21 protein-coding genes are annotated in these 21,263 nt (G+C 68.4%); 8 read left to right on the forward strand and 13 right to left on the reverse strand.

The genetic code is table 11. The features are described 5' to 3' along the window. Positions 1-35 precede the first annotated feature (35 nt). Entirely contained in the window at positions 36-785 is a 750-nt protein-coding gene (locus VG502_RS02635) for a hypothetical protein (RefSeq protein WP_325548419.1), read from the forward strand. A 30-nt stretch (positions 786-815) separates the two neighbouring features. Then, entirely contained in the window at positions 816-1,529 is a 714-nt protein-coding gene (locus tag VG502_RS02640; protein WP_325548421.1) for a hypothetical protein, read from the forward strand. Here VG502_RS02640 and hutI read toward each other — a convergent pair. From hutI to hutH, 6 genes are all read right to left on the reverse strand, one after another. Beyond that, positions 1,519-2,718, reverse strand: a complete 1,200-nt coding sequence (gene hutI / locus VG502_RS02645; protein WP_325548422.1) for an imidazolonepropionase — start codon at positions 2,716-2,718, stop codon at positions 1,519-1,521. The two genes, VG502_RS02640 and hutI, sit on opposite strands and share 11 nt — an antisense overlap. Position 2,719: 1 nt before the next feature. After that, on the reverse strand, positions 2,720-4,045 hold the full coding sequence (locus tag VG502_RS02650; RefSeq protein ID WP_325548424.1) for a formimidoylglutamate deiminase: 1,326 nt from the start codon (positions 4,043-4,045) through the stop codon (positions 2,720-2,722). Next, complete coding sequence (locus VG502_RS02655) at positions 4,042-5,241, reverse strand: allantoate amidohydrolase (RefSeq protein WP_325548426.1); 1,200 nt, start codon at positions 5,239-5,241, stop codon at positions 4,042-4,044. Before VG502_RS02655 ends, VG502_RS02650 begins: the two co-directional genes overlap by 4 nt. Next, positions 5,238-6,662 (reverse strand): purine-cytosine permease family protein, encoded by a 1,425-nt coding sequence (locus VG502_RS02660; protein ID WP_325548427.1) that lies wholly within the window; start codon positions 6,660-6,662, stop codon positions 5,238-5,240. The genes VG502_RS02655 and VG502_RS02660 overlap by 4 nt, the downstream gene beginning before the upstream one ends. A 5-nt stretch (positions 6,663-6,667) precedes the next feature. Then, the gene (gene hutU / locus VG502_RS02665; protein ID WP_325548429.1) at positions 6,668-8,323 is read right to left on the reverse strand and encodes a urocanate hydratase; all 1,656 of its coding nucleotides are present in this window, start codon (positions 8,321-8,323) and stop codon (positions 6,668-6,670) included. A 70-nt stretch (positions 8,324-8,393) separates the two neighbouring features. Continuing rightward, positions 8,394-9,935, reverse strand: coding sequence for a histidine ammonia-lyase (gene hutH / locus VG502_RS02670; protein WP_414655693.1), 1,542 nt, complete (start codon positions 9,933-9,935; stop codon positions 8,394-8,396). A gap of 81 nt (positions 9,936-10,016) precedes the next feature. Here hutH and VG502_RS02675 point away from each other — a divergent pair, with 81 nt between their 5' ends. After that, positions 10,017-10,787 (forward strand): IclR family transcriptional regulator, encoded by a 771-nt coding sequence (locus tag VG502_RS02675; protein ID WP_325548433.1) that lies wholly within the window; start codon positions 10,017-10,019, stop codon positions 10,785-10,787. 78 nt (positions 10,788-10,865) lie between these two features. Here VG502_RS02675 and VG502_RS02680 read toward each other — a convergent pair whose 3' ends face one another. Then, entirely contained in the window at positions 10,866-11,960 is a 1,095-nt protein-coding gene (locus VG502_RS02680; protein ID WP_325548435.1) for a flavin-containing monooxygenase, read from the reverse strand. Between the two features lie 151 nt (positions 11,961-12,111). On the opposite strand from VG502_RS02680, the gene VG502_RS02685 reads away from it, so the two are divergent. The 4 genes from VG502_RS02685 (at position 12,112) to VG502_RS02700 (ending at position 15,586) form a co-directional block, all read left to right on the forward strand. Continuing rightward, positions 12,112-12,762: a class I SAM-dependent methyltransferase gene (locus VG502_RS02685; RefSeq protein WP_325548437.1), complete on the forward strand. Its 651-nt coding sequence runs from the start codon at positions 12,112-12,114 to the stop codon at positions 12,760-12,762. 75 nt (positions 12,763-12,837) lie between these two features. Continuing rightward, positions 12,838-13,806 carry an NAD(P)H-quinone oxidoreductase gene (locus tag VG502_RS02690; protein WP_325548439.1) on the forward strand — a complete coding sequence of 323 codons (969 nt, stop codon included), beginning with the start codon at positions 12,838-12,840 and terminating at the stop codon, positions 13,804-13,806. Positions 13,807-13,847: 41 nt separating this feature from the next. Then, a complete protein-coding gene (locus tag VG502_RS02695; RefSeq protein WP_325548441.1) occupies positions 13,848-14,411 on the forward strand; it encodes a bacterial proteasome activator family protein in 564 nt (187 codons plus the stop codon). A gap of 80 nt (positions 14,412-14,491) precedes the next feature. Further along, entirely contained in the window at positions 14,492-15,586 is a 1,095-nt protein-coding gene (locus VG502_RS02700; RefSeq protein WP_325548443.1) for a mannosyltransferase family protein, read from the forward strand. 8 nt (positions 15,587-15,594) lie between these two features. Here VG502_RS02700 and VG502_RS02705 read toward each other — a convergent pair whose 3' ends face one another. The 3 genes from VG502_RS02705 to arsM form a co-directional block, all read right to left on the reverse strand. Further along, positions 15,595-16,350 (reverse strand): class I SAM-dependent methyltransferase, encoded by a 756-nt coding sequence (locus VG502_RS02705; protein WP_325548445.1) that lies wholly within the window; start codon positions 16,348-16,350, stop codon positions 15,595-15,597. A gap of 54 nt (positions 16,351-16,404) precedes the next feature. After that, positions 16,405-17,466, reverse strand: a complete 1,062-nt coding sequence (gene arsB, locus VG502_RS02710; RefSeq protein ID WP_325548545.1) for an ACR3 family arsenite efflux transporter — start codon at positions 17,464-17,466, stop codon at positions 16,405-16,407. A 65-nt stretch (positions 17,467-17,531) separates the two neighbouring features. Then, positions 17,532-18,341, reverse strand: a complete 810-nt coding sequence (gene arsM, locus VG502_RS02715) for an arsenite methyltransferase (protein WP_325548447.1) — start codon at positions 18,339-18,341, stop codon at positions 17,532-17,534. Positions 18,342-18,427: 86 nt separating this feature from the next. Here arsM and VG502_RS02720 point away from each other — a divergent pair, with 86 nt between their 5' ends. Beyond that, on the forward strand, positions 18,428-18,787 hold the full coding sequence (locus VG502_RS02720) for an ArsR/SmtB family transcription factor (protein WP_325548449.1): 360 nt from the start codon (positions 18,428-18,430) through the stop codon (positions 18,785-18,787). A 21-nt stretch (positions 18,788-18,808) separates the two neighbouring features. On the opposite strand, the gene mraY is transcribed toward VG502_RS02720, so the two are convergent. From mraY to VG502_RS02735, 3 genes are all read right to left on the reverse strand, one after another. After that, a complete protein-coding gene (gene mraY, locus VG502_RS02725; protein ID WP_325548451.1) occupies positions 18,809-19,906 on the reverse strand; it encodes a phospho-N-acetylmuramoyl-pentapeptide-transferase in 1,098 nt (365 codons plus the stop codon). Positions 19,907-20,140: 234 nt separating this feature from the next. Beyond that, positions 20,141-20,848, reverse strand: coding sequence for a cation diffusion facilitator family transporter (locus tag VG502_RS02730; protein ID WP_325548546.1), 708 nt, complete (start codon positions 20,846-20,848; stop codon positions 20,141-20,143). 2 nt (positions 20,849-20,850) lie between these two features. Continuing rightward, positions 20,851-21,219 carry an ArsR/SmtB family transcription factor gene (locus tag VG502_RS02735; protein ID WP_325548452.1) on the reverse strand — a complete coding sequence of 123 codons (369 nt, stop codon included), beginning with the start codon at positions 21,217-21,219 and terminating at the stop codon, positions 20,851-20,853. Positions 21,220-21,263: the final 44 nt, after the last annotated feature.

Consider the following 21,263-nt stretch of genomic DNA (forward strand, 5'->3'; position numbering starts at 1 on the left):
CGTCAGCGAATCGAGGCACGGTAGTCTCTGGCCACATGTTGACAAGGGGAGGCCGCCGGGCGGCAGGTTGTGTCGTGGCGGCACTGGTGGCCGGAACACTCAGTGGATGCAACAGCGGGTCGCCCGATGTGGCTGCGCCATCGGCCGGCCATTCGAGCGGTATGACGTCAGCGGCTCCCACGAGCGCGGCGTCTCCGACGACTTCGGCGTCAACGGGCTCGACGCCGAGCAGTTCCTCCGCCAGTGGGACGTCCTCGCACTCCAGCGGCACGCCGAGCCAGCAGGAGCTGGTCGCCAAGATCGCCGCCGGAGCGCCGCCGAAGGACCTCACCTGGCGTTATCCGCACCCGCCGGCAGCGTGGAAGAAGCTCAAGACCGACCCCGGCACCCTGCAATGGCAGCTCAAGGGCAGGTGCGTCATCACGCTCGGGCAGCCGGCCGGTCTCGGCACCGCGAAGACACCGGACTCCCGAGGCGTGCTCGAGCACACGGCCGAGCAGAACTCCTCGGCCTTCCCGGGGAAACCCGCACCGAAGTACCACGGCCGGAAGTCCCGCATGGTGACGAATTTCGTCGACGGTCTCAACGGCACATCGCAGGTGAAGATGCAGGAGTCGCTGGTCGACTACGGCAAGTCGATCCGCTCCCGGATGATCGCCTACCGCAACGGGGACTTCGCCCTGACGGTCACCAGCCTGTGCGCAACGCCCGAACTCTTCGCGACCGCATCGAAGTCCGATCTCGATCCGTTCATCAACAAGCTGCAGGCACGCACCACCTACTGACCCGCCCTGGCCCAGGAAGGACCTCCCCGCGTGCGCAAGCTCAGCCGAAATCTCAGCATCGCCGGTGTTGCCGCACTCCTCGCCTCACCACTCGCTGCGTGCAACGAGCACGCATCGAGCGCCGTCGTCACGCCGACGGCCGCCTCGACGGCTCAGGCTACGACAGAGGCCGTGCCGACGACCTCCGCACCCGAACCCAGCGTGAACACCAGCTCCACCGCGGACGACACCGCGAAGAAGGCTCGCATCCGGGCTTCTTTCCGAGCGCTCGCCCCGCCGAAGAACATGGTCTGGCGCTATGGGTCCCGACCCTGGACCGAGATACCGGCGAGCCCCACCGACGTAGGTCTCAAGGAATGGCAGGTCAAGCCGGGCTGCCATATCCGTTTGTGGCAATACTTTGGCTACAGCGACTCCGACCCGACGACCTCGCGAGACATCGTCAAGGAAATCGTGATCGCGAATTCGTCAATCTTTCCCGGAAAGCCGAAACCGAAGTTCAGGAGCAACGGCACCGTCGAGCTCCACACCGCGGCTGGGAGCATCGAAGCCATAGGCACAGTGCGAGTCCCGCAATCGACCGTCGATTACGGCGCGGCCCGATCCCAGACACTCGCTTATCGCAACGGTGAGTTCGCGATCGCTTACACCAGCTACTGCCTGACAGCGGCAGCCTTCAAGAAGGTGTCAGCTACCGACTTCGATGACTTTCGCGACAGCGCCGCAGCCTCATTCACCTACTGACCGTCGGCCGCTCTGCGGTGAGTGCTCTCGCGATCGGCACGCCGGGCCGATAGGCCAGGTGCAGGTATGACGGGGCGTCGAGCACCGTCAGATCGGCACGCGCACCGACGCGAATGACACCGATATCGGTGCGGCGCAACGACTTCGCCGCACCGGAGGTCGCGGCGAGCAATGCCTCGGCGGGCGTCATACCCATGTCGCGGACGGCGACGGCGATCGCGAACGGGATCGAGCTGGAGTAGCACGTGCCCGGGTTGCAGTCGCTCGCCAGTGCCACGCTGACGCCGGCGTCGATCAGCCGGCGCGCGTCCGGGTATGGCGATTTGGTGGAGAACTCCACACCGGGCAACAACGTTGCGACCGTTGACGATCCGGCCAGCGCCGCAATGTCCGCGTCCGACAGGAACGTGCAGTGGTCGACGCTCGCGGCGCCGAGGGAGACCGCGAGCTGCACTCCCGGACCGTGCCCGAGCTGGTTGCCGTGCACACGCAGCTCGAGACCGGCGTCGGCGCCCGCACGCAGCACTCGCTCGGACTCCTCGCCGGTGAACGCGAAGGCGCTGTTCGGCTCGCAGAAGACATCGATCCAGCGCGCGTATGGCGCACACGCCGCGAGCATCTCGCCGCACACCAGGTCCAGGTAGTCGGTGCGCCCGGTGGCGCTCTCGCGGAACTCAGGCGGCACGACGTGTGCGCCGAGAAACGTTGTCTCGTCGGTGAACTCGGACGCGATGCGCAGGGCGCGCGCTTCGTTGTCGACGTCGAGTCCGTAGCCGCTCTTGATCTCGACGACACCGGTGCCCTGCGCGTGCATCTCGGCGATCCGGCGGCCGACGAGCGCCCGCAGCTCGTCGTCACTCGCGGCTCGGGTCGCCTGCATCGACACGGCGATGCCGCCGCCGTCATACGGCTCGCCGGTCATGCGGGCCGCAAATTCGGCCGATCGGTCACCGGCGAAGACCAGGTGGCTGTGGCTGTCCACGAAGGACGGGATGACGGCGCGGCCGCCGAGTTCGCGGCGGTCGTCCGTGGCCGGCACCGCTGTAGCGCGGCCGACCCATTCGATCCGCCCGTCCTCGACGACCACCGCTGCGTCCTGGATCAGGCCGAGCGGCGACCCGTCGCCGTCCGGGTGCGTGGCGTCGGCGGTGGCCAGCTCCCCGATACCGGTCAATGCGCTGGCGCTCATGTCAGTCCTCCCACAGCGTGTCGATGGCTTCATGCAGCAGGCGACCCACGTCGCCGAGCCGGTGCTGCCGGTCGGTGACCACCGGCTCGCCGTCGCGGATCACGTCGGTGACGTCGGCCGCGGTGGCGGCGGTGAGCACGAATTCCGCTGGTACTCCGGCGGTTCGGGGCGAGGAAAGGTCGACGGCCACCAGGTCGGCCTTGGCGCCCTCGCGCAGTGTGCCCGCCTCGGCCCAGCCGATCGTGTCGTGCGCGGTCGCTGCCGCAATCAGCTCGCCCTGACTGATCCGGCCGCGGTGCAGGCTGCGCAGCCGCTCGTGCGACTCCAGTCCGCGGACCTCCTCGAAGGGGTCGATGACCGCGTGCTGATCGGAGCCGAGACTGAGTCGTGCGCCGGCGTCCAGCAGCTCCCGAGCCGGCCCGATGCCGTCCGCGAGGTCGCGCTCGGTGGTCGGGCAGAACGCGGCAGTCGCGTGCGCCCGGCCGAGCCTCGCGATGTCCGCATCGGTCAGGTGGGTGGCGTGAACGGCACTGAAATCCGGCCCGAGGGCACCCGCCTCGGCCAGCAACTGCACGGGCGTCATCCCGTAGAACGCCTGGCACGCTTCGTTCTCCGCGGGTTGCTCGGAGACGTGTGCGTGCATCGTCTGCCAGGTCTGCCCCTGCTCGACATACCGCACGAAGTCGGTGAGCTGCTCGCGCGGCACCGCCCGCACCGAGTGGATCGCGGTGCCCACGCGGTTGGTCGCGTCATCCCACAGATTGGAGACCCGACCCGCCCAGGCCGAGACATCGGCATCGCCGAAGCGGCGCTGCTCCGGCGCAAGCGGCTGGTGCCCGTCCGCGCTCAATCCCCCTGCGAGATAACAGGTGTCGAGCAGCGTCAGGCGTACCCCTGCCTCGCGGGCCGCCTGCTGCAATGCCTCCCCCATCGCGTTCGGATTGGCGTATGGCGTGCCGTCGGGCGTGTGATGGACGTAGTGGAACTCACCGACACTCGTCACACCGGCAAGCGCCATCTCGGCGTAGGTCGCGCGGGCGAGAGCCAGGTAGTTGTCCGGGTCGAGACGCCGTGCTGCGTCATACATCCGGGACCGCCAGCTCCAGAAGGTGCCACCCTCGGAGTGGGTGCGACCACGCAGCGCGCGGTGGAACGCGTGGCTGTGCGTGTTGGCGAAGCCGGGCAGCACCACTCCGGGCAGCCGGTGGGCATCGCCCTGCGGCTGCCCGGTCTCGATCCGGTCGAAGACGTCACCCTCGATGTCGAAGCTGACGTCTCGCGCCAAACCCTCTGGCAGTATGGCGAATTCGGCCCAGTAGGTCGTCATGCGGAGAGGTCCTGGACCACTGTGGCCAGGGCGTCGACGCCGCGTAGGCAGTCGTCGCGCTCGGCGAACTCCTCCGGCGAGTGCGAGACGCCGGTGGGGTTGCGGACGAACAGCATCGACGTCGAGACGCCCGCCGTTGCGAGCACGCCGGCGTCGTGTCCGGCGCCGGTGCCGAGCATCGGCGTGTGCGCACCGAGGATCTGCCGCAGCCGGCCGGACAGGTCGTCGTCGAAGCGGGTGGTGTCGGTCCAGGACTCCTCGGTCATGGTGCCGCCACACCGTGCAGCGGCCCGCTCGACCGCGGAAACCGTTGCGCGCACGGCATTCTGGTCGGCGCCACGAGCGTCCAGCCACAGCCGCACGTGCGAGGGTATGGCGTTCACGCCGCCCGGCTCGACCGCGATCTTGCCGGTGGTGGCGACACACCCGTGCGTCGCCGCGGCTTCACGTGCGGCGAGGACGACCTCCGCAGCCGACAGCATGGCGTCGCGCCGGTCCGACAACGCAGTCGTTCCAGCGTGATTGGCGGTGCCTGGCAGGTCGATCCGCCAGCGTCCGTGCGGCCAGATGTCCGTGCCGATCGCCACCGCGGAGGTGGCCGGGTCGAGGTCGGCGAGGGCGCGGCCCTGTTCCACGTGCAACTCGACGAACTGGCCGATACGGCGCAGCGTCTCCGGATCCGGGCCGATGGCCTCGGGGTCGCGACCGGCCCGGCGCAGCGCCTCGGCCATGGTGACGCCATCGGCATCGGTGAGGCCGAGTGCGCGCTCCGCGGTCATCGCCCCCGTGATCACCCGTGATCCGGCGCACGCAACGCCGAACCGGGCACCCTCCTCGTCGCCGAAGTTCACGACGGCGATGGGACGTTTTGGCTTGAAACCCTTCTCCCGCAACGCATCCAGCGCGGCCAGCCCCGACACGACGCCGAGTGGCCCGTCATACGCGCCGCCGTCGGGCACGGAGTCGAGATGCGATCCGACCACGACACCGGGGCCGTCGGTGTCCGGGTCTCCCCACCACGCCCACTGGTTGCCCATCCGGTCCTGGACCAGGTCGAGGCCGCGGGTGGCGCACTCACCGGCGAACCATTCGCGCAGGGTGTCGTCCTCGGCGGTCCAGGCGAAGCGCCGGTACCCGCCGGACGACGCGCGCCCGACGGGGTCCAGGTCGGCCCACATCCGGTCGAACTCCGTCATACGAGTTCCTCCTCGAGCTGTTGCAGGTCGGGCGGCAGGATCGACTGCTCGGGCGGCCGGGACGTGGCACGCGCCCACGGATAGTAGACAGCCGCGGTGATGACCAGCCCGACGATCCACGAAACATCAGCACCGTCAATCGCTTTCGCGATCGGTCCGGTGTAGAGGCTTTGGGAGAGGAACGGGATCTGCACCACGACGCCGATGACGTAAGTGGTCAGGCCGCACACGTTGAAGCGGCCGTAGCGACCGGTTTCGTCATACAGGGCGGGGACATCGACGCGCTCCTTGGAGACCAGGTAGTAGTCGACCAGGTTGATCGCGCTCCAGGGGATGAAGACGGTCAACAGCAGCAGCACGAAGTTCTTGAAGTTGTCCAGGAAGTTCGCGGAGCCGGCGAGTGCGACCACGATCGAGCAGGCGAGGAAGCCGAAGACGAAGGCGATCCGGGTGCGCGGGCGCACCGTTGCGTTGCGGGTGAAGGCCGTCGTCGTCGTGAGCAGGGTCATCGAGCCGCCATACGCGTTGAGCGTGTTGACGGTCAGCTTGCCGACGACGATGACGATGTAGATCACGAACGCAACGGCACCGCCGCCCGCGAGGTCACCGACGAAGCCGACCTGGTTGTCCAGGAAGGTCGACTTCGGGATGGACGCGATCAGCGCGCCGAGGGTCATCGACCACATGGAACCGATCACGCTGCCACCCAGCGTCGCCCAGAAAGTGCTGGCGATCGTGGTGTTTCGCGGCAGGTATCGGGAGTAGTCGGCGACGTACGGCCCGAAGGTCAGCTGCCAGCCGGCGCCGAGAGCGATCGCGAGCAGGAACGGTGCGCCGTCGAAGTGCGGCGAGCCGAAGAGCGTGTGCGCGCTGTGCTCGTGGAAGACCCGGAAGGTCAGGTAGGCGAAGCCGATGAACCCGAGCACCGTTGCCAGCCGGCCCAATTTGTGGATCCAGCGGTAACCGAACGCCGCCACGACGAAGGTGAGGACGCCGAAAATGATGATCCCGACCGGCTTTGCGTCGACGTGCAGGATCTTGTTGATCGCCTGCCCGGAGAGCACGGTGCCGGTGGCCGCGAAACCGAGATACATGACCACCACGAGCACCAGCGGCAGCGCGGCGCCGAGGACGCCGAACTGCGCGCGGCTGCTGATCATCTGCGGCAGGCCGAGATGCGGGCCCTGCGCGGAGTGCAGCGCCATGACCGCACCGCCGAGCACGTTGCCGATCAGCAGGCCGATGATCGCCCACATCGCGTCGGCGCCGAAGACGACCGCGAGGGCGCCGTCGACGACCGCAGTGATCTGCATGTTCGCGCCGAACCACAGCGTGAACTGGTTGATCGGTGAGCCGTGCCGCTCATGACCGGGCACGACCTCGATGCTGCGCTTCTCGAACTGCGCGCCGCCGACGGCCATCGGACTCAGCCCTCCCGCATCGGGACGCGCACGCCGCGCTCGGTCGCCACGTCCTCGGCCCGCTCGTAGCCGGCGTCCACGTGCCGGATGACTCCCATGCCCGGGTCGTTGCTGAGCACCCGGGCCAGCTTCTGCGCGGCCAGCGGCGTGCCGTCGGCCAGCGAGACCTGCCCGGCGTGGATGGAGCGGCCGATGCCGACGCCGCCACCGTGGTGGATCGACACCCAGCTCGCGCCGGAGCTGGTGTTGACCAGTGCGTTGAGCAGCGGCCAGTCGGCGATCGCGTCGGACCCGTCTGCCATCGCTTCGGTTTCACGGTATGGCGAGGCGACCGACCCGCAGTCGAGGTGGTCGCGTCCGATGACGATCGGGGCGCTGACCTCGCCGCTGGCGACCAGGTCGTTGATGGCCAGGCCGGCCTTGTCACGCTCGCCGTAACCGAGCCAGCAGATGCGGGCCGGCAGCCCCTGGAAGGCGATCTTCTCCCGGGCGCCGCGCATCCACTTCTGCAGCCGGTCGTTGTCCGGGAAGAGGTCCATCACGGCCTTGTCGGTCGCGTAGATGTCCTTCGGGTCGCCCGAGAGCGCCGCCCAGCGGAATGGTCCCTTGCCCTCGCAGAACAGCGGGCGGATGTATGCCGGCACGAAGCCGGGGAACTCGAACGCGCGCTCGTAGCCGCCCAGTCGGGCCTCGTCCCGGATCGAGTTGCCGTAGTCGAAGACCTCGGCGCCACCGTCCTGGAACTCCACCATCGCCTGGACGTGCTTCGCCATGGACACGCGCGCCCGGTCGGTGAACTCCTCCGGCTTCTTGGCCGCGTAGTCGTGCCAGTCCTCCGGCGAAATGCCTTCCGGCAGATAGGAAAGTGGGTCGTGCGCGCTGGTCTGGTCGGTGACGATGTCGATCGGCACACCGCGCCGCAGCAGCTCCGGGTAGATCTCAGCAGCGTTGCCCACGACGCCCACCGACCAGGCCCGGCGGTCGTTCTTGGCAGCGACGGCCTTCTCGATCGCGTCGTCCAGGTTGTCGGCGACCTCGTCGAGATAGCGGTGCTCGACCCGGCGCCGCAGCCGCGACTCGTCGACGTCGACGATGAGGCAGGCACCGTCGTTCATGGTGACCGCGAGCGGCTGGGCGCCGCCCATGCCCCCGCAGCCGGCGGTGAGGGTCAGCGTGCCGGCGAGGGTGCCGCCGAAGCGCTTCTCGGCGACCGCCGCGAAGGTCTCGTAGGTGCCCTGGACGATGCCCTGGGTGCCGATGTAGATCCAGGAGCCCGCGGTCATCTGGCCGTACATCGTCAGGCCGAGCTTCTCGAGGCGACGGAACTCCGGCCAATTCGCCCAGTCCGGAACGAGATTGGAGTTGGCGATGAGCACACGTGGTGCCCACTCGTGGGTCTGCATGACACCCACCGGACGGCCGGACTGCACCAGCATCGTCTCGTCGGCCTTCAGCGTCTCCAGCGTCCGCACCATCGCGTCGAACGATCGCCAGTCACGTGCGGCACGACCGGTGCCGCCATACACAACGAGCTCGTCGGGGTGCTCGGCAACCTCCGGGTCGAGGTTGTTCATCAGCATCCGCATCGGAGCCTCGGCCGCCCAGGACTGGGCAGTCAGCTTGGTCCCTCGCGGGGCGCGTACGGGCCTTGCACCTTCCATGATCGTCAGATCCTTTCCTTCTCAAGTGTTTTCAAAGATTCGCGCGGGTCGAGTAGCCGCACTCGCCGCCTCAGCGCAGCGCGCCGGTGACTGCCTCTGCCGCGTGGAGCGCACGACCGTCGTTGACGAACTCGACGGTCTGCTCGATCTCCGGCGCGAGGTAGCGGTCCGGGCCGGGGACACCGATGTTCGGCAGTGCCTCGATGACGGCCCCAGTGGCCGCCGACGGCTTCAGCGGGGCGCGTAGCCGGATGCCGCGCGCAGCGGTGAGCAGCTCGACCGACAGGACGCGACGCAGGCCGTCCACCGACCGACGCAGCTTGCGTGCGCCCGACCAGCCCATCGACACGTGGTCCTCCTGCATCGCGCTCGACGGGATCGAGTCGACCGATGCCGGGTTCGCGAGCCGCTTCAGCTCGGAAACGATTGCCGCTTGGGTGTATTGGGCGATCATGTGCCCGGAGTCGACACCCGGGTCGTCGGCCAGGAACGGCGGCAGTCCGTTATTGCGAGCGACATCGAGGAAGCGGTCGGTACGGCGTTCACTGATGCTGGCCAGGTCGGCGGTCACGATGGCGAGGAAGTCGAGCACGTAGGCGACCGGTGCGCCGTGGAAGTTGCCGTTGGACTCCACGCGCCCGTCCTTGGTGACGACCGGGTTGTCGACGGCGGCGGCCAGCTCGGCATTCGCGACGCTCGTGGCGTGCGCGATGGTGTCGCGCACACCGCCGGCGACCTGCGGGGAGCAGCGCAATGAGTAGGCGTCCTGCACTCGGGTGCACGCCGCGGGGTCGCGGTGGCTCTCGCGGATCTCGCTGTCCTTCAACAGGACTCGCAGGTTGGCGGCACTGTCGGCCTGGCCGCGCTGCGGACGCAGCTCGTGCAGGTCGGCGGCGAAGACGTCGTCGGTGCCGAGCAGTCCCTCGACCGACATCGCGGCGGTGATATCGGCGACCTTCGCCAGCTCGGTGAGGTCGGTGATGGCCAGGCAGAGCATCCCGAGCATTCCGTCGGTGCCGTTGATGAGGGCCAGGCCCTCCTTCTCGCGCAGCTCGACCGGGGTCAGGCCGGCTGCGGCGAGGGCCTCGGCCGCGGTCACCTGCTCGCCGTCGGCGTTGCGGACCTCGCCCTCGCCCATGAGTGCGAGCGCGCAGTGCGCCAGCGGTGCCAGGTCACCGGAGCAACCGAGCGACCCGTATTCGCGGACGCACGGGGTGATGCCGGCGTTGAGCATGCCGACATACGTCGTGAGCACCTCGGGGCGGACGCCGGTGCGGCCGGTCGCGAGCGTGCTGATGCGCAGCAGCATGAGGGCGCGGACGACCTCGCGCTCGACCTCGGGGCCCGAGCCGGCGGCGTGCGAACGGACCAATGACCGCTGCAGCTGGGCCCGCGACTCGACCGGGATGTGCTTGGTCGCGAGCGCCCCGAAACCGGTGGAGACGCCGTAGTGCGGGATGGGGTCGTCGGCCAGTCGCTCGATGATCGCGCGGCTGCGCTCGACCTCGGCCAGCGACTCCTCGGACACCTCGACGTGCGCTCCGTGACGGGCGACGGCGACGACATCGGCGATGGACAGGGCGCCGACTCCCACGACAACAGATTCGCTCATGTGATCCATTGCATACCCGCAGCGAGGGGACGGATACCGCCCGCACCGCCTTACTGTCTCGCATCTGAGACAATCCCCCGTATGGCGAACGCCCCCGCCGCGGCTTCGGCCGTGGCTCTCCTGCAGTTGCTGGCCCGGCACGCCGAACCGATGCCGGCCGCTGCGATCGCCCGTGAGCTGGACCTGCCGAGGTCCTCGACGTACCACCTGCTGTCGGTGCTGTCGGAGTCCGGTTTCGTCACCCACCTGTCCGACGACCGGCGCTGGGGCCTCGGCGTCGCGGCCTTCGAGCTGGGCACCGCATACGTCCGACAGGCGCCGCTGCAACGGATCGCGCGACCGGTGCTGAGTCGCCTCGTGGACGCGACGACCCACAACGCGCACCTGGCGGTCCTGCACGGCCGGGACGTGTTCTACGTGATCGAGGAACGCGCGCCGCGCCGGCCGTCGCTGGTCACCGATGTCGGCGTCCGGCTGCCCGCCTCCGTGACCGCATCCGGGCTCGCCATGTTGGCGGCACTGCCGGCACCGCAGCTGCGTGCGCTCTACCCGGATCGCGCGTCGTTCGTCCAGCGCAACGACCTCGGGCCGACCTCGCTGACCGTCCTCAACTCCGAGCTGGCGCAGGTTCGTCGCCGCGGGTATGCCGTCGAATCCGGCTCCGTGTCACAAGGATTCGCGTCCGTCGCGGTGGCGGCGCTGGACCACAACGGCGGTCCCGCGGCCGGCATCGCGGTGACCTATCCCGCGGAGGATCCCCCACCGGCCGGCCCGCTCGTGGCCGCGGTCCGATCGGCCGCCGCCGACCTCAGCCGCCGCCTCGGCCACCGCCCCGCCCCACCTGCCGAATGACGGCTTTCTCGGCGAGTGACGGTCTGATCTGACCGTCACTCGCCGAGAAAGCCGTCATTCGGGATGGGTTTGTGCGTGTCAGGCCGCCGCGCGATCCACGATGACGCGCAATGCCCCACGGGCCGCTCGGCGTCCGGCGCGGGTCGCGCCCAGAGTGGACGCGCTCGGGCCGTAACCGACGACGAACAGCCGCGGCTCCTTGACCACCGAGACGTCGTCGGGCGCCATACGCACTCCTCCGCCGGGTTCGCGCAGCTTGAGCGGGGTGAGATGCCCCAGCGACGCCCGGAATCCGGTCGCCCACAGGATGGCGTCGACGTCCTCGTGGCTGCCATCGGTGAAGTCGACGCCGTGGTCGGTGAGCCGTGCGATGCCACCACGGCTGACCAGCGTCCCGCGCGCAATCCCCGCTTCGTACTCGGCGTTGCGTAACAAGCCGGTGTTCGAGACCACCGATCCCGCTGGGAGGCCGGCGCGCGTCTTCGCCGCGACGCGACGCTCGACCTCGGCGCCCCATTTCGGGTCGACTCGCCGGTCGATCCACTGCGGCGGGCGCCGAGTGGACCAGACGGTGGAGACGCCATACCGCTCGAGGAGCAGGAGGAACTGCACCGCCGACGCGCCACCGCCGACGACCAGCACTCGCTTGCCCTCGAAATCCTGCGGCGCACCGAAATCCCGCGTCGTCAGTTGTATGCCGGCGAAACGGCCGGGATAGCGCGGGACATACGGGCGGTCCCAAGTGCCCGTCGCACTGATCACGGCGTCCGCGAGATAGTCGCGCCGCTCGCCGTCGCGCTCCGCGCGCACCAGTAGTGGCTCACCTGCGTCCTCGACCGATGTCACCTTCCACGGCCGTTGCACGCGCAGGTCCTCGTGCCGCTCGTAGGCGCCGTAATAGCGCTTGACGACCTCGCGTGCAGGCTCGGTCGGGTCCGGAGTGCCGAGCGGGAAGTCGGGCAAGTCATGTATGCCGTGCACGGCCCCCAGCGTCAGCGCGTCCCACCGGTGGCTCCACGCGCCTCCGGGTGTCGGGTTCGCATCGAGTACGTCGAAGTCGACGCCCGGCTGCAGTCCTGCCTTGCGCAGGAAGTGGCTCGCCGACAGTCCCGCCTGTCCGGCGCCGATGACGACCACGTCCCGGCGCAATGTCGGCACGGTCGGGGCGGTCATACAGATTTGAACGATGCCGCCGAGACCCGCATTCCCGAACCGGGATCCGGCACAGTGCCCCACCGACCCGCACACGTAGCGTCCAGTCGCACACCTGTAGCTGTGCGATTCGGTATCAAGTGTGCGGCTCGGTGCATGAAACGATGCACGCATGCCGACCAGCCGCGCCGAGCGCGAAGCCGACCTGCGGACCTTCTACGACAACGAGGCATCCTCCCGACGGGACAACCCGGTGCGGCCCGCACGCGTCGCACACCGCGATGCGTTCCTCCGGTTGCTCCAGGCGGAAGGCCGCTCGTCGGTGGTCGAAGTCGGCACCGGGCCCGGACGCGACTCCATCGCCTTCCGGGACGCCGGTTTCGCCATACGCGGTATCGACCTGGCGCCGGCGAGCGTGGCGCTCTGCGTCGAGGCCGGCCTCGACGTCCAGGTCGCGTCCGCCCTCGAACTCCCTTTCAACACAGACGATTTCGACGCGGCATACACGGCCAGCACACTGCTGCACATCGCCGATGACGACCTGGACACCGCCCTCGCAGAGCTGGTGCGCGTGGTACGCCCCGGATCACCGATCGCGATCGGCGTCTGGGGCGCACTCGAGACGCGCGAGCAACGGTGGGGCGATCCGGCATACGGGCCGCCGCGATTCTTCGCCCTCCGGTCGGACGACGACCTCCGCGCCGCGCTCGCCCGGCACGGCGCTGTCGAGACCTTCGAGACCTGGCCCGCGGACGACGACTCCGACCTGCATTACCAATGGGCGGTCCTCCGCGCCGCCACGCCCGTCGAGCCGCACACGTAGCGCCGAGTCGCACACCTACAGCCGTGCGACTCGGCGGTAAGTGTGCGGTTCGGTGCACGCAGTAACGTCGACACCATGCGTGCGATCACCCTGCCGAGCTTCGGCGACGAATCCGTGCTGACGCCTTCCGACATACCGCCGCCCACGATCAGCGACGACGAGGTGCTCGTCGACGTCGCGGCCGCGGGGGTCAACCGGGCGGATCTGATGCAACGCCAAGGGTTCTACCCGCCACCGAAGGGTGAGTCGGAGATCCCCGGCCTCGAGGTCAGCGGCACGATCAGCGCGATCGGATCGGCCGTCGCCGGTTGGTCGGTCGGCGATCGGGTCTGCGCCCTGCTCGCCGGTGGTGGGTATGCCGAGCAGGTCGCGGTCCCCGTCGGGCAGCTGCTGCCGGCGCCCGAGGGCCTCGACCTCGTCGAGGCGGCCGCGCTGCCGGAAGTCGTGTGCACCGTGTGGTCCAACGTCTTCATGACCGCCCGCCTGCAACCCGGCGAGCTGCTCCTCGCACACGGCGGGTCCAGCGGCATCGGGACGATGGCGATCCAACTCGCCAAGGCGTTCGGTTCCCGCGTGGCGGTCACCGCCGGAACGGCCGAGAAGCTCGAGCGGTGTGCGCAACTCGGCGCCGACATACTCATCAACTACCGCGAGCAGGACTTCGTCGAGGTCATCTCCGCCGAAGGCGGCGCAGACGTCATCCTGGATGTCGTCGGCGCGAAATACCTGTCCCGCAACATTGCCGCCCTCGCCAAGGACGGTCGCCTCGACATCATCGGCATGCAGGGCGGCGTCAAGGCCGAGTTGAACATCGCCGACCTGCTGGCCAAACGTGGCTCGGTCATCGCGACGGGCCTGCGGGCACGCGACCGCGCCGACAAGGCGAAGGTCGTCGCGAGCGTCCGCGAGCACGTGTGGCCGCTGCTGGAGACCGGCGCTGTTCGTCCGGTGGTGCAGGAGACCATGCCGCTGGAACGCGCCGGCGACGCACACCGCGCGCTCGCGGAGTCGCAGCACGTCGGCAAGCTGCTCCTCACGACATGAGGTGGTCCAAGCCCCATGAGCCGTTTGGCAGTATGGATGTCATGACGCCGGACGAGAACCAGGACGAACAACAGCGCATCGTCGTCGTGACCCAGGACGGCATGGGGGTGGCCTCGCCACCGAGCGAGGACGACGACGGGGACACGGCGGAGAACGAGGCGACCGTCGAGGAGAACCCGGCCGACCTCGTCGAGCGGCCCGCGAAGGTGATGCGCATCGGCTCGATGATCAAGCAGTTGCTGGAAGAAGTGCGCAACGCCCCGCTGGACGACGCCGGACGGCGCCGCCTGGCCGACATACACCACCGTTCGATCGATGAGCTCAAGGACGGTCTGGCCCCCGAACTCGTCGAGGAACTGGACCGGATCGCCCTTCCCTTCAGCGAGGGCGCCCCCAGCGACGCCGAGCTGCGCATCGCGCAGGCACAGCTGGTCGGCTGGCTCGAAGGACTCTTCCACGGCATCCAGACCGCGATCGTGGCGCAGCAGATGGCCTCCCAGGCACAGCTGCAGGCGATGCGGCGCGGGCTTCCGCCGGGGCACGGCGTCGACCCGAGCGGCCACGACGGAGCCGGACCTACCTCGCCGACGGGCCAATACCTCTGAGTTTCGCCACCCCGCCCGAGCGGGCAGGCTGGGCGGACCGCCCGGCAGCCCGATCCTGGGCGGCCGGGCTCGCCGCCTTCGTGGTGGTGCGCGTCGTCGGCGCGTGGTGGCTGCTGTATGTCGGGCACCGCAACGGCAGGTCGCTGCACACGATGCTCTCGGCCTGGGATGGTCAGTGGATGCTCGCGCTCGCCGGGCACGGCTACGACCACATCCCGCCGGAGCTCACCGACGCGCACGGAAACATCTCTGCCGACACGGCATACGCCTTCTTCCCCGGCTACCCGATGGCCGTACGAGCCCTCCATGCCCTCGGACCGAGCACGTATGCCGCCGCGATCATGACCAGCCTGGTTGCCGGCGCGGTGGCGACGGTCGCGGCATACCGGATCGGCCGCTGGTGCGCGCAGCGCCGATGGCCGGAAGACCAGCCGCAGGCTGACCGGGCCGGACTGATCATGGCGGTCCTCTTCGCCGCCACCCCGATGAGCGTTGTGCTCACGATGGCCTACACCGAGGCGATCTACTGCGCGTTCGCCGGCTGGGCGTTGTGGATGATCCTCGAAAAGCGTTGGATCGCAGCGGGATTACTGACGGCATGTGCGGGCTTGACTCGCACGACTGCGGTCGGGCTGATCGCCGTCCTCCTGATCGCCGCGTTCCTCAGCCGACGTGACGGATGGCGTCCCTGGGTGGGTGCGGCACTGGCTCCACTCGGCTGGCTGTTCTGGATGGTGTTCGTCGGCATCCGGGTCGGCACACCGACCGGCTGGTTCCGTGTGCAGAGCACCGGCTGGGACACCCGTTTCGACTTCGGCGCCGCCACCCTGCGCTATCTGGTCGACACGCTGTCACTCAACGAGACCGCCGGGGACGTCATCACGGCCTGGGTGATCGTGGCGACCATCGTGCTGATCGTGCTGGCCTTCGTCACCCGATTGCCCTGGCAGGTCAGCGTTTACGGCACGCTCGCCGCGTCGACCGTGTTGCTGTCGACCGGGTTGATGAACTCGCGCGTGCGCCTGCTGCTGCCCGCTTTCGTGCTGCTCACCCCGGTCGCACTGGCGCTGGCCCAACGGTCACGCACGACCCAGATCACCGTCGGCGCCGCGACCACCATCACCAGCGCGTGGTTCGGCGCCTACATGCTCGGGATCTATCCCTACGCGATCTGACCACCGCTTCACACGCGGCGGGCCAGCTGCACGGTCAGGTCCGCACGCAGCTCGACCACATCGGGCAGGACGTCCGCGATCGCAGCGAGCGCCGCTGCTCGATCCTCCTCGCTCAGCACCAGGTATGCTGAGACGGTCGACAGGTACACGATCCATTCCGCCCTGGTGAGCTGGAGTCTCCGCTCGATAACGGTCTCGCGGACGTCAGCGAAACGTGCATCAGCAACGAGTTGGGTTGCCGGCCAATGCAATCCATCGTCAGACAACTCGACCGGGCCGGCCGGTGCATCATCGACCGGCCAATGTCGTTGGTTCGCCGCCACAGCTTCGTCCAGCGCCGCGTCCGCCACGTGGGGCGCCCCACCGAAATTCGCGAAGACGCCACCGGGCGACAACAGTCCCGCGATCCGGTCCCACCGCCCGGTCGGCTCGGTCCAGTGCAGCGCGGCCGCTGCGAAGACCACATCGAAGGGTCCGAGCGGCGGAAGCTCCTCCAGCGGGGCGTGCACGGTCGCGACGTCGGGCAGCCGCCGGCTCAACTCATCCAGCATGCCCTGATCCGGCTCACTGGCCGTGACTGAAATCCCTTCCCGCGCAAAGACACTGGTCGCCTTACCGGTGCCGGCGCCGAGCTCCAGCGCGGTCCGCACCGGCGTTTCGGCATACTCACGCACGATCTCGACGATCCGGTCCGGATACTCCGGCCGGTATCGCTGGTACATCGCGGCTGCAGCTCCGAAACTGCGCGCTCGCCCATTGGTCATGCCCTCGACTATTGCGATGCTGCACAGCAGTCGGCAACCGCGTTTCGTCGTCCCTCAGTCGGCGAGCAGCTCGGCAGAGCGAGCATCGCCCGCGTAGAGGCGACGCCGGAGCGCGAGTGCGGCATACACCAGCGCAACCAGCACGGGCACCTCGATCAGCGGCCCGACCACGCCCGCGAGCGCCTGCCCGGAGGTGGCGCCGAAAACGCCGATGCAGACGGCGATCGCGAGCTCGAAGTTGTTGCCGGCGGCTGTGAACGCGACCGTCGTGGACTTGGCGTAGCCGAGCCGCAAGCGGTGTCCGAGCGCAAAGCTGACGGTGAACATGACTGCGAAATAAGCCAATAGCGGTATGGCGATGCGCACGACGTTCCACGGTTGGGTGGTGATCGTGTGGCCCTGCAGGGCGAAGAGCACGACGATCGTGAAGAGCAGCCCGTAGAGAGCGACCGGTCCGACCCTGGGCAGGAAGCGCTGCTCGTACCAGGCAACGCCCTTGGTGCGTTCACCGATCGTGCGGGTGAGGTACCCGGCCACCAGCGGTATGCCGAGGAAGACCAGCACGGACACGACGATCGTGCCGATCGAGAAGCCCGCGTCGACCTGATCGAGGCCGAGCCAGCCGGGCAGGACACGCAGGTAGAACCAACCGAGGATGCCGAAAGCGAGGATCTGGAAGATCGCGTTGATCGCGACCAGCACGGCGGCGGCCTGCCGATCACCGCATGCGAGGTCGTTCCAGATCAGCACCATGGCGATGCACCGGGCGAGGCCGACGATGATCAGTCCGGTCCGGTATGCCGGCAGGTCGGGCAGCAGGATCCAGGCCAGCGCGAACATCAGCGCCGGTCCCACGACCCAGTTCAGCAGCAGGGACGTCGCCAGCAGTCGCCGGTCACCGGTGACCCGGTCGAGCTTGTCGTAGCGCACCTTGGCGAGCACGGGGTACAACATCAGCAGCAAGCCGACCGCGATCGGCAGGCTGACTGACCCGATCTGCACCGCGTCCAGGCGTCCGGACAGCGACGGGATCGCTCGCCCCAGGATCAGCCCGAGCGCCATGGCCGCGATGATCCAGGCGGGCAGGAACCGGTCGAGGGTGGACAGCCGCGCCATGACGGGCGCGGCGTCGTCGCCGGCGGGCGTGGACGTATGGCGCAGGTCGGTCTCGGCCACCGGGTTCAGGCCTGTCCGGGCTTGGTCGCGCGGACCAGTGCGGAGTGCATCCCGGGAGCGGCCTCGTGTGTGAAGGTGACTTCCGCGTCGACGAAACCGGCTGCCGCCAGGCCCTGCAGGTACTCCGCACGCGAGAGCGCCCCGGCGATGCACCCGACATACGACCCGCGCTCGGCCCGGTCGGCCGGTGTCAGGTGGTCCTCGGCGACAACGTCCGAGACACCGATGCGTCCGCCGGGTGCCAGCACCCGGAACATCTCGGCGAGCACCGCCGGCTTGTCGGTCGACAGGTTGATCACGCAGTTGGAGATCACCACGTCGACCGCGCCGTCCGGTAGCGGCACGTCCTCGATGGTGCCCTTGAGGAACTCGACATTGGTGGCTCCCGCCTTGGCCTTGTTGGCGTTGGCGAGCTCGAGCATCTCGTCGGTCATGTCGACGCCATACGCGAAACCGGTCGGTCCGACCCGGCGCGCCGACAGCAGCACATCGATGCCCCCGCCGGAACCGAGGTCGAGCACCTTCTCGCCCTCGTGCAGCTCGGCGACCACCATCGGGTTGCCGCAGCCCAAGGAGGCGGCGATCGCCTCGGCGGGCAGCTCACCCTGCTCGTCCGCCGAGTAGAGTCCCGCACCGAAGGCGTCGTCCACCTCGCCGGACCCTCCGCAGCAGGAGACGTTTTCCGCTGGGCCGCAACAGGATTGGTCGGCATCCACGACTGCCAGGGCGTCGCGGTTCCCCCGCGTGACGGCCGTCGCTGCTGCGGCATACCGACTGCGGACCTGCTCACGGACCTCGTTTTTCGTGTCAGTCATCGCCAACCTCCGATTGATGTATGTCGATATGACTATCGTGGCGCACACATCGACGTTCGTCAATGTATGAGCGTAGAGTGGTGAGCATGGCCACCAGAACCGAGCTGCCGATCACGCCCGTGGGGGTCGCCGCGTGCTGCTCGCCGCTGACCGGCGGCGTGCTCGACGAGGATTCCGCGCAGCACTTGGCGCGGGTGTTCAAGGCGCTCGGCGACCCGACCCGAGTCCGGCTGATCTCGCTGATCGCGGCGGCCGACGGTGCCGAGGCGTGCATCTGCGACCTGACCGAGCCGGTGGGCCTCAGTCAGCCGACCGTGTCGCACCACATGAGGTTGCTCGCCGAGGCGGGTCTCGTGACTCGGGAGCAGCGCGGCAAATGGGCCTACTTCCGACTCGTCGCCGACACCTTCGATGCGCTGCGGACCGCCATCAGCCTCGACAAGTAGCCGACAGCGAGGGGCCTGTCGTCATACACCGACGACCCACTGGGCGTAGAACACGCCCAGCCCTGTCGCGACACAGATCCCGCAGATGATCCAGAAGCGGACCGTGATGGTGACCTCCGCCCAACCGAGCAGGACGAAGTGGTTGTGGATCGGCGACATCCGGAACAACCGCTTGCCGACGCCGCCGTTGTTCTTCTTGGTCGCCTTGAAGTAGCCGACCTGCAGCATCACCGACAGCGTCTCCAGCACGAAGAGTCCGCCGAGAATGATCATCAACAGCTCGGTGCGCGTCATGATCGCCAGGCCGGCCAGCGCAGCGCCGAGTCCGAGGGAGCCGGTGTCGCCCATGAAGATCTTGGCCGGTGAGGCGTTCCACCACAGGAACCCGAAACAGGCGCCCATCACGCACGCCGCGACCACTGCCAGGTCGAGCGGGTCACGCACGTTGTAGCACTTCGACGAGGTGACGAACTGGCAGTTCTGGTTGAACTGCCACACGCTGATCAGCACGTAGGCGCCGAAGACCATCACGCAGGCGCCCGCGGCCTGACCGTCGAGCCCGTCGGTGAGGTTCACGCCGTTGCTGGCGCCCGCGATCATCACGTTGGCCCAGAGCAGGAAGAGGATCACTCCGATGACGGAGCCGGCGAAGGCGAAGTTGAACCACGTGTCGCGCACGAACGAGATCCGGTAGCTCGCCGGGGTGATCCCGCCGCGCGAGAATCGGGTCGCCAGGATGGCGAACACCACCGCAACGGCGGTCTGCCCGACGAGTTTCTGCACCGAGGTCAGGCCCAGCGACCGCTCGTGGGTGATCTTGGTCCAGTCGTCCAGGAACCCGACGAACCCGATGCCGACCATCAGGAAGAGCACGAGCATCCCGGACACGCTCGGCGCGTCCCAGGTGAGCAGGTGCGCCAGCGCGTAGCCGACCACCGTGCCGCCGATGATGACGATGCCGCCCATCTGGGGCGTGCCGCGCTTGGTGTGGTGGCTGGTCGGTCCGTCATCGCGGATGAACTGACCCCAGCCCTTGCGCTTGGCAAGTCCGATGAACCAGCGGGTCCCGAGCAGACCGATGAGCAGCGCGACCAGCGCGCCGATGAGGACGAGCTTCACCGGAATCCTGCTCGCAGAAGAGACAGCGTCGCCGGGACGGCCGAGGGCCTACACATGTGTCGGTCCATGTTCTTGCAGAAACTCCACCTTGTTCGACGGCGACCCGGCCCGCGGGGGCAGCACGGATCACGATTGGACTCCAGGTGTATGACGCCCGGCGCCGCCCGAGGTTGCATCACGACCGACGGGTTTTGCTCAGGTCAGCCCGGATTCCACCCGCCGTACGACGCCCGCTCAGTCGTGGCCGTGGTGGTCGTGATGCTCGAGGGCATCCCCCGGATCCTGCTGGACCGTCCGGAACGACTGCCAGGTGATGCGCAGGATCACCAGGGTGATGATCAGCCCGATGATCGGGTCAGCCGGCTGGAAGCCAAGGCCCACGACGACCGCGCCGGCCACGACGGACAAACTCACCAGGCCATCGGTGCGGGCATGCGCGCCATCGGCGATCAATGCCGGCGACTGCAACCGCTCACCGGCCCTGGTGCGGATCAACGCGGCGATCTCGTTCCCGGCGAATCCGATGACTCCGGCGATGGCCAACGGCACCAGATGGTTCAGGTGCTGGGGGTGGATCAGCCTGCCGATCGACTCCACCAATGCGACCACCGCACTGATGAAGATCGTTGCGACCACGAAGTATCCGGCGCGCTTCTCGGCGACGAACGACCGCAGCCAGAACGCGATCCCCAACGGTATGGCGGTCAGGGCGTCACCGAAGTTGTGGATCAGATCCGCGAGCAGTGCGACCGACCCGGTGACGACGAAGACCACCAGCTGAGCGGCTGCGGTCAACAGCAACACCAACAGGCTCCAGCCGACCGCCTTGAGGCCCTCCCGGGACGACAGGATCGACCTGGCCACCAGTCCATGGCTGTGCCCGTGCCCATGTCCGTGGTCGCGTCCGTGGCCATGCTCGTGGCCGCCACCGGCGGGCAGCATGCTCACGCCGGACCCGCCGGCGCGTGGTGATGCGGTCCGGCCCCGGACGAGAAGGTGTGCTCGGCCTGCTTGATGGCATCGATGACGAGCTGGGACGCGTGCTCATCGACCAGACGGTAGAACGCCGTCGTGCCCTCCTTGCGATGAGCCACCATCCGCGCGAGGCGCAGCTTCGCAAGATGTTGCGAGACCGCCGCGGGCGTCTTGTCGACCACATCGGCCAGGTGGTTCACCGACATCTCACCCGCGTTGCGCAACGCGAGCACGATCCGCACCCGGGTGGCGTCGGCCAGCATCGAGAAGACCTCGACCGCCAGCTCGACATAGTCCGAGTCCGGGTCGAGGCCGCAAACCTGCTTATCTGCGTGCATACGCAGATAGTATGCCGACGACCGCGCGTCCACCGCACCTGGGG

It is taken from the genome of Flexivirga sp. (assembly GCF_035551235.1).
In the GTDB taxonomy this organism is placed as follows: domain Bacteria; phylum Actinomycetota; class Actinomycetes; order Actinomycetales; family Dermatophilaceae; genus Flexivirga.

What these genes read in the sequence shown, in the direction of transcription:
- VG502_RS02635 (WP_325548419.1), top strand. Translation starts at nt 36, where the DNA reads ATGTTGACAAGGGGAGGCCGCCGGGCGGCAGGTTGTGTCGTGGCGGCA.
- hutI (WP_325548422.1), bottom strand. Translation starts at nt 2,718, where the DNA reads ATGAGCGCCAGCGCATTGACCGGTATCGGGGAGCTGGCCACCGCCGAC.
- VG502_RS02650 (WP_325548424.1), bottom strand. Translation starts at nt 4,045, where the DNA reads ATGACGACCTACTGGGCCGAATTCGCCATACTGCCAGAGGGTTTGGCG.
- VG502_RS02655 (WP_325548426.1), bottom strand. Translation starts at nt 5,241, where the DNA reads ATGACGGAGTTCGACCGGATGTGGGCCGACCTGGACCCCGTCGGGCGC.
- VG502_RS02660 (WP_325548427.1), bottom strand. Translation starts at nt 6,662, where the DNA reads ATGGCCGTCGGCGGCGCGCAGTTCGAGAAGCGCAGCATCGAGGTCGTG.
- hutU (WP_325548429.1), bottom strand. Translation starts at nt 8,323, where the DNA reads ATGGAAGGTGCAAGGCCCGTACGCGCCCCGCGAGGGACCAAGCTGACT.
- hutH (WP_414655693.1), bottom strand. Translation starts at nt 9,935, where the DNA reads ATGAGCGAATCTGTTGTCGTGGGAGTCGGCGCCCTGTCCATCGCCGAT.
- VG502_RS02675 (WP_325548433.1), top strand. Translation starts at nt 10,017, where the DNA reads ATGGCGAACGCCCCCGCCGCGGCTTCGGCCGTGGCTCTCCTGCAGTTG.
- VG502_RS02680 (WP_325548435.1), bottom strand. Translation starts at nt 11,960, where the DNA reads ATGACCGCCCCGACCGTGCCGACATTGCGCCGGGACGTGGTCGTCATC.
- VG502_RS02685 (WP_325548437.1), top strand. Translation starts at nt 12,112, where the DNA reads ATGCCGACCAGCCGCGCCGAGCGCGAAGCCGACCTGCGGACCTTCTAC.
- VG502_RS02690 (WP_325548439.1), top strand. Translation starts at nt 12,838, where the DNA reads ATGCGTGCGATCACCCTGCCGAGCTTCGGCGACGAATCCGTGCTGACG.
- VG502_RS02695 (WP_325548441.1), top strand. Translation starts at nt 13,848, where the DNA reads ATGACGCCGGACGAGAACCAGGACGAACAACAGCGCATCGTCGTCGTG.
- VG502_RS02705 (WP_325548445.1), bottom strand. Translation starts at nt 16,350, where the DNA reads ATGACCAATGGGCGAGCGCGCAGTTTCGGAGCTGCAGCCGCGATGTAC.
- arsB (WP_325548545.1), bottom strand. Translation starts at nt 17,466, where the DNA reads ATGGCGCGGCTGTCCACCCTCGACCGGTTCCTGCCCGCCTGGATCATC.
- arsM (WP_325548447.1), bottom strand. Translation starts at nt 18,341, where the DNA reads ATGACTGACACGAAAAACGAGGTCCGTGAGCAGGTCCGCAGTCGGTAT.
- VG502_RS02720 (WP_325548449.1), top strand. Translation starts at nt 18,428, where the DNA reads ATGGCCACCAGAACCGAGCTGCCGATCACGCCCGTGGGGGTCGCCGCG.
- VG502_RS02730 (WP_325548546.1), bottom strand. Translation starts at nt 20,848, where the DNA reads ATGCTGCCCGCCGGTGGCGGCCACGAGCATGGCCACGGACGCGACCAC.
- VG502_RS02735 (WP_325548452.1), bottom strand. Translation starts at nt 21,219, where the DNA reads ATGCACGCAGATAAGCAGGTTTGCGGCCTCGACCCGGACTCGGACTAT.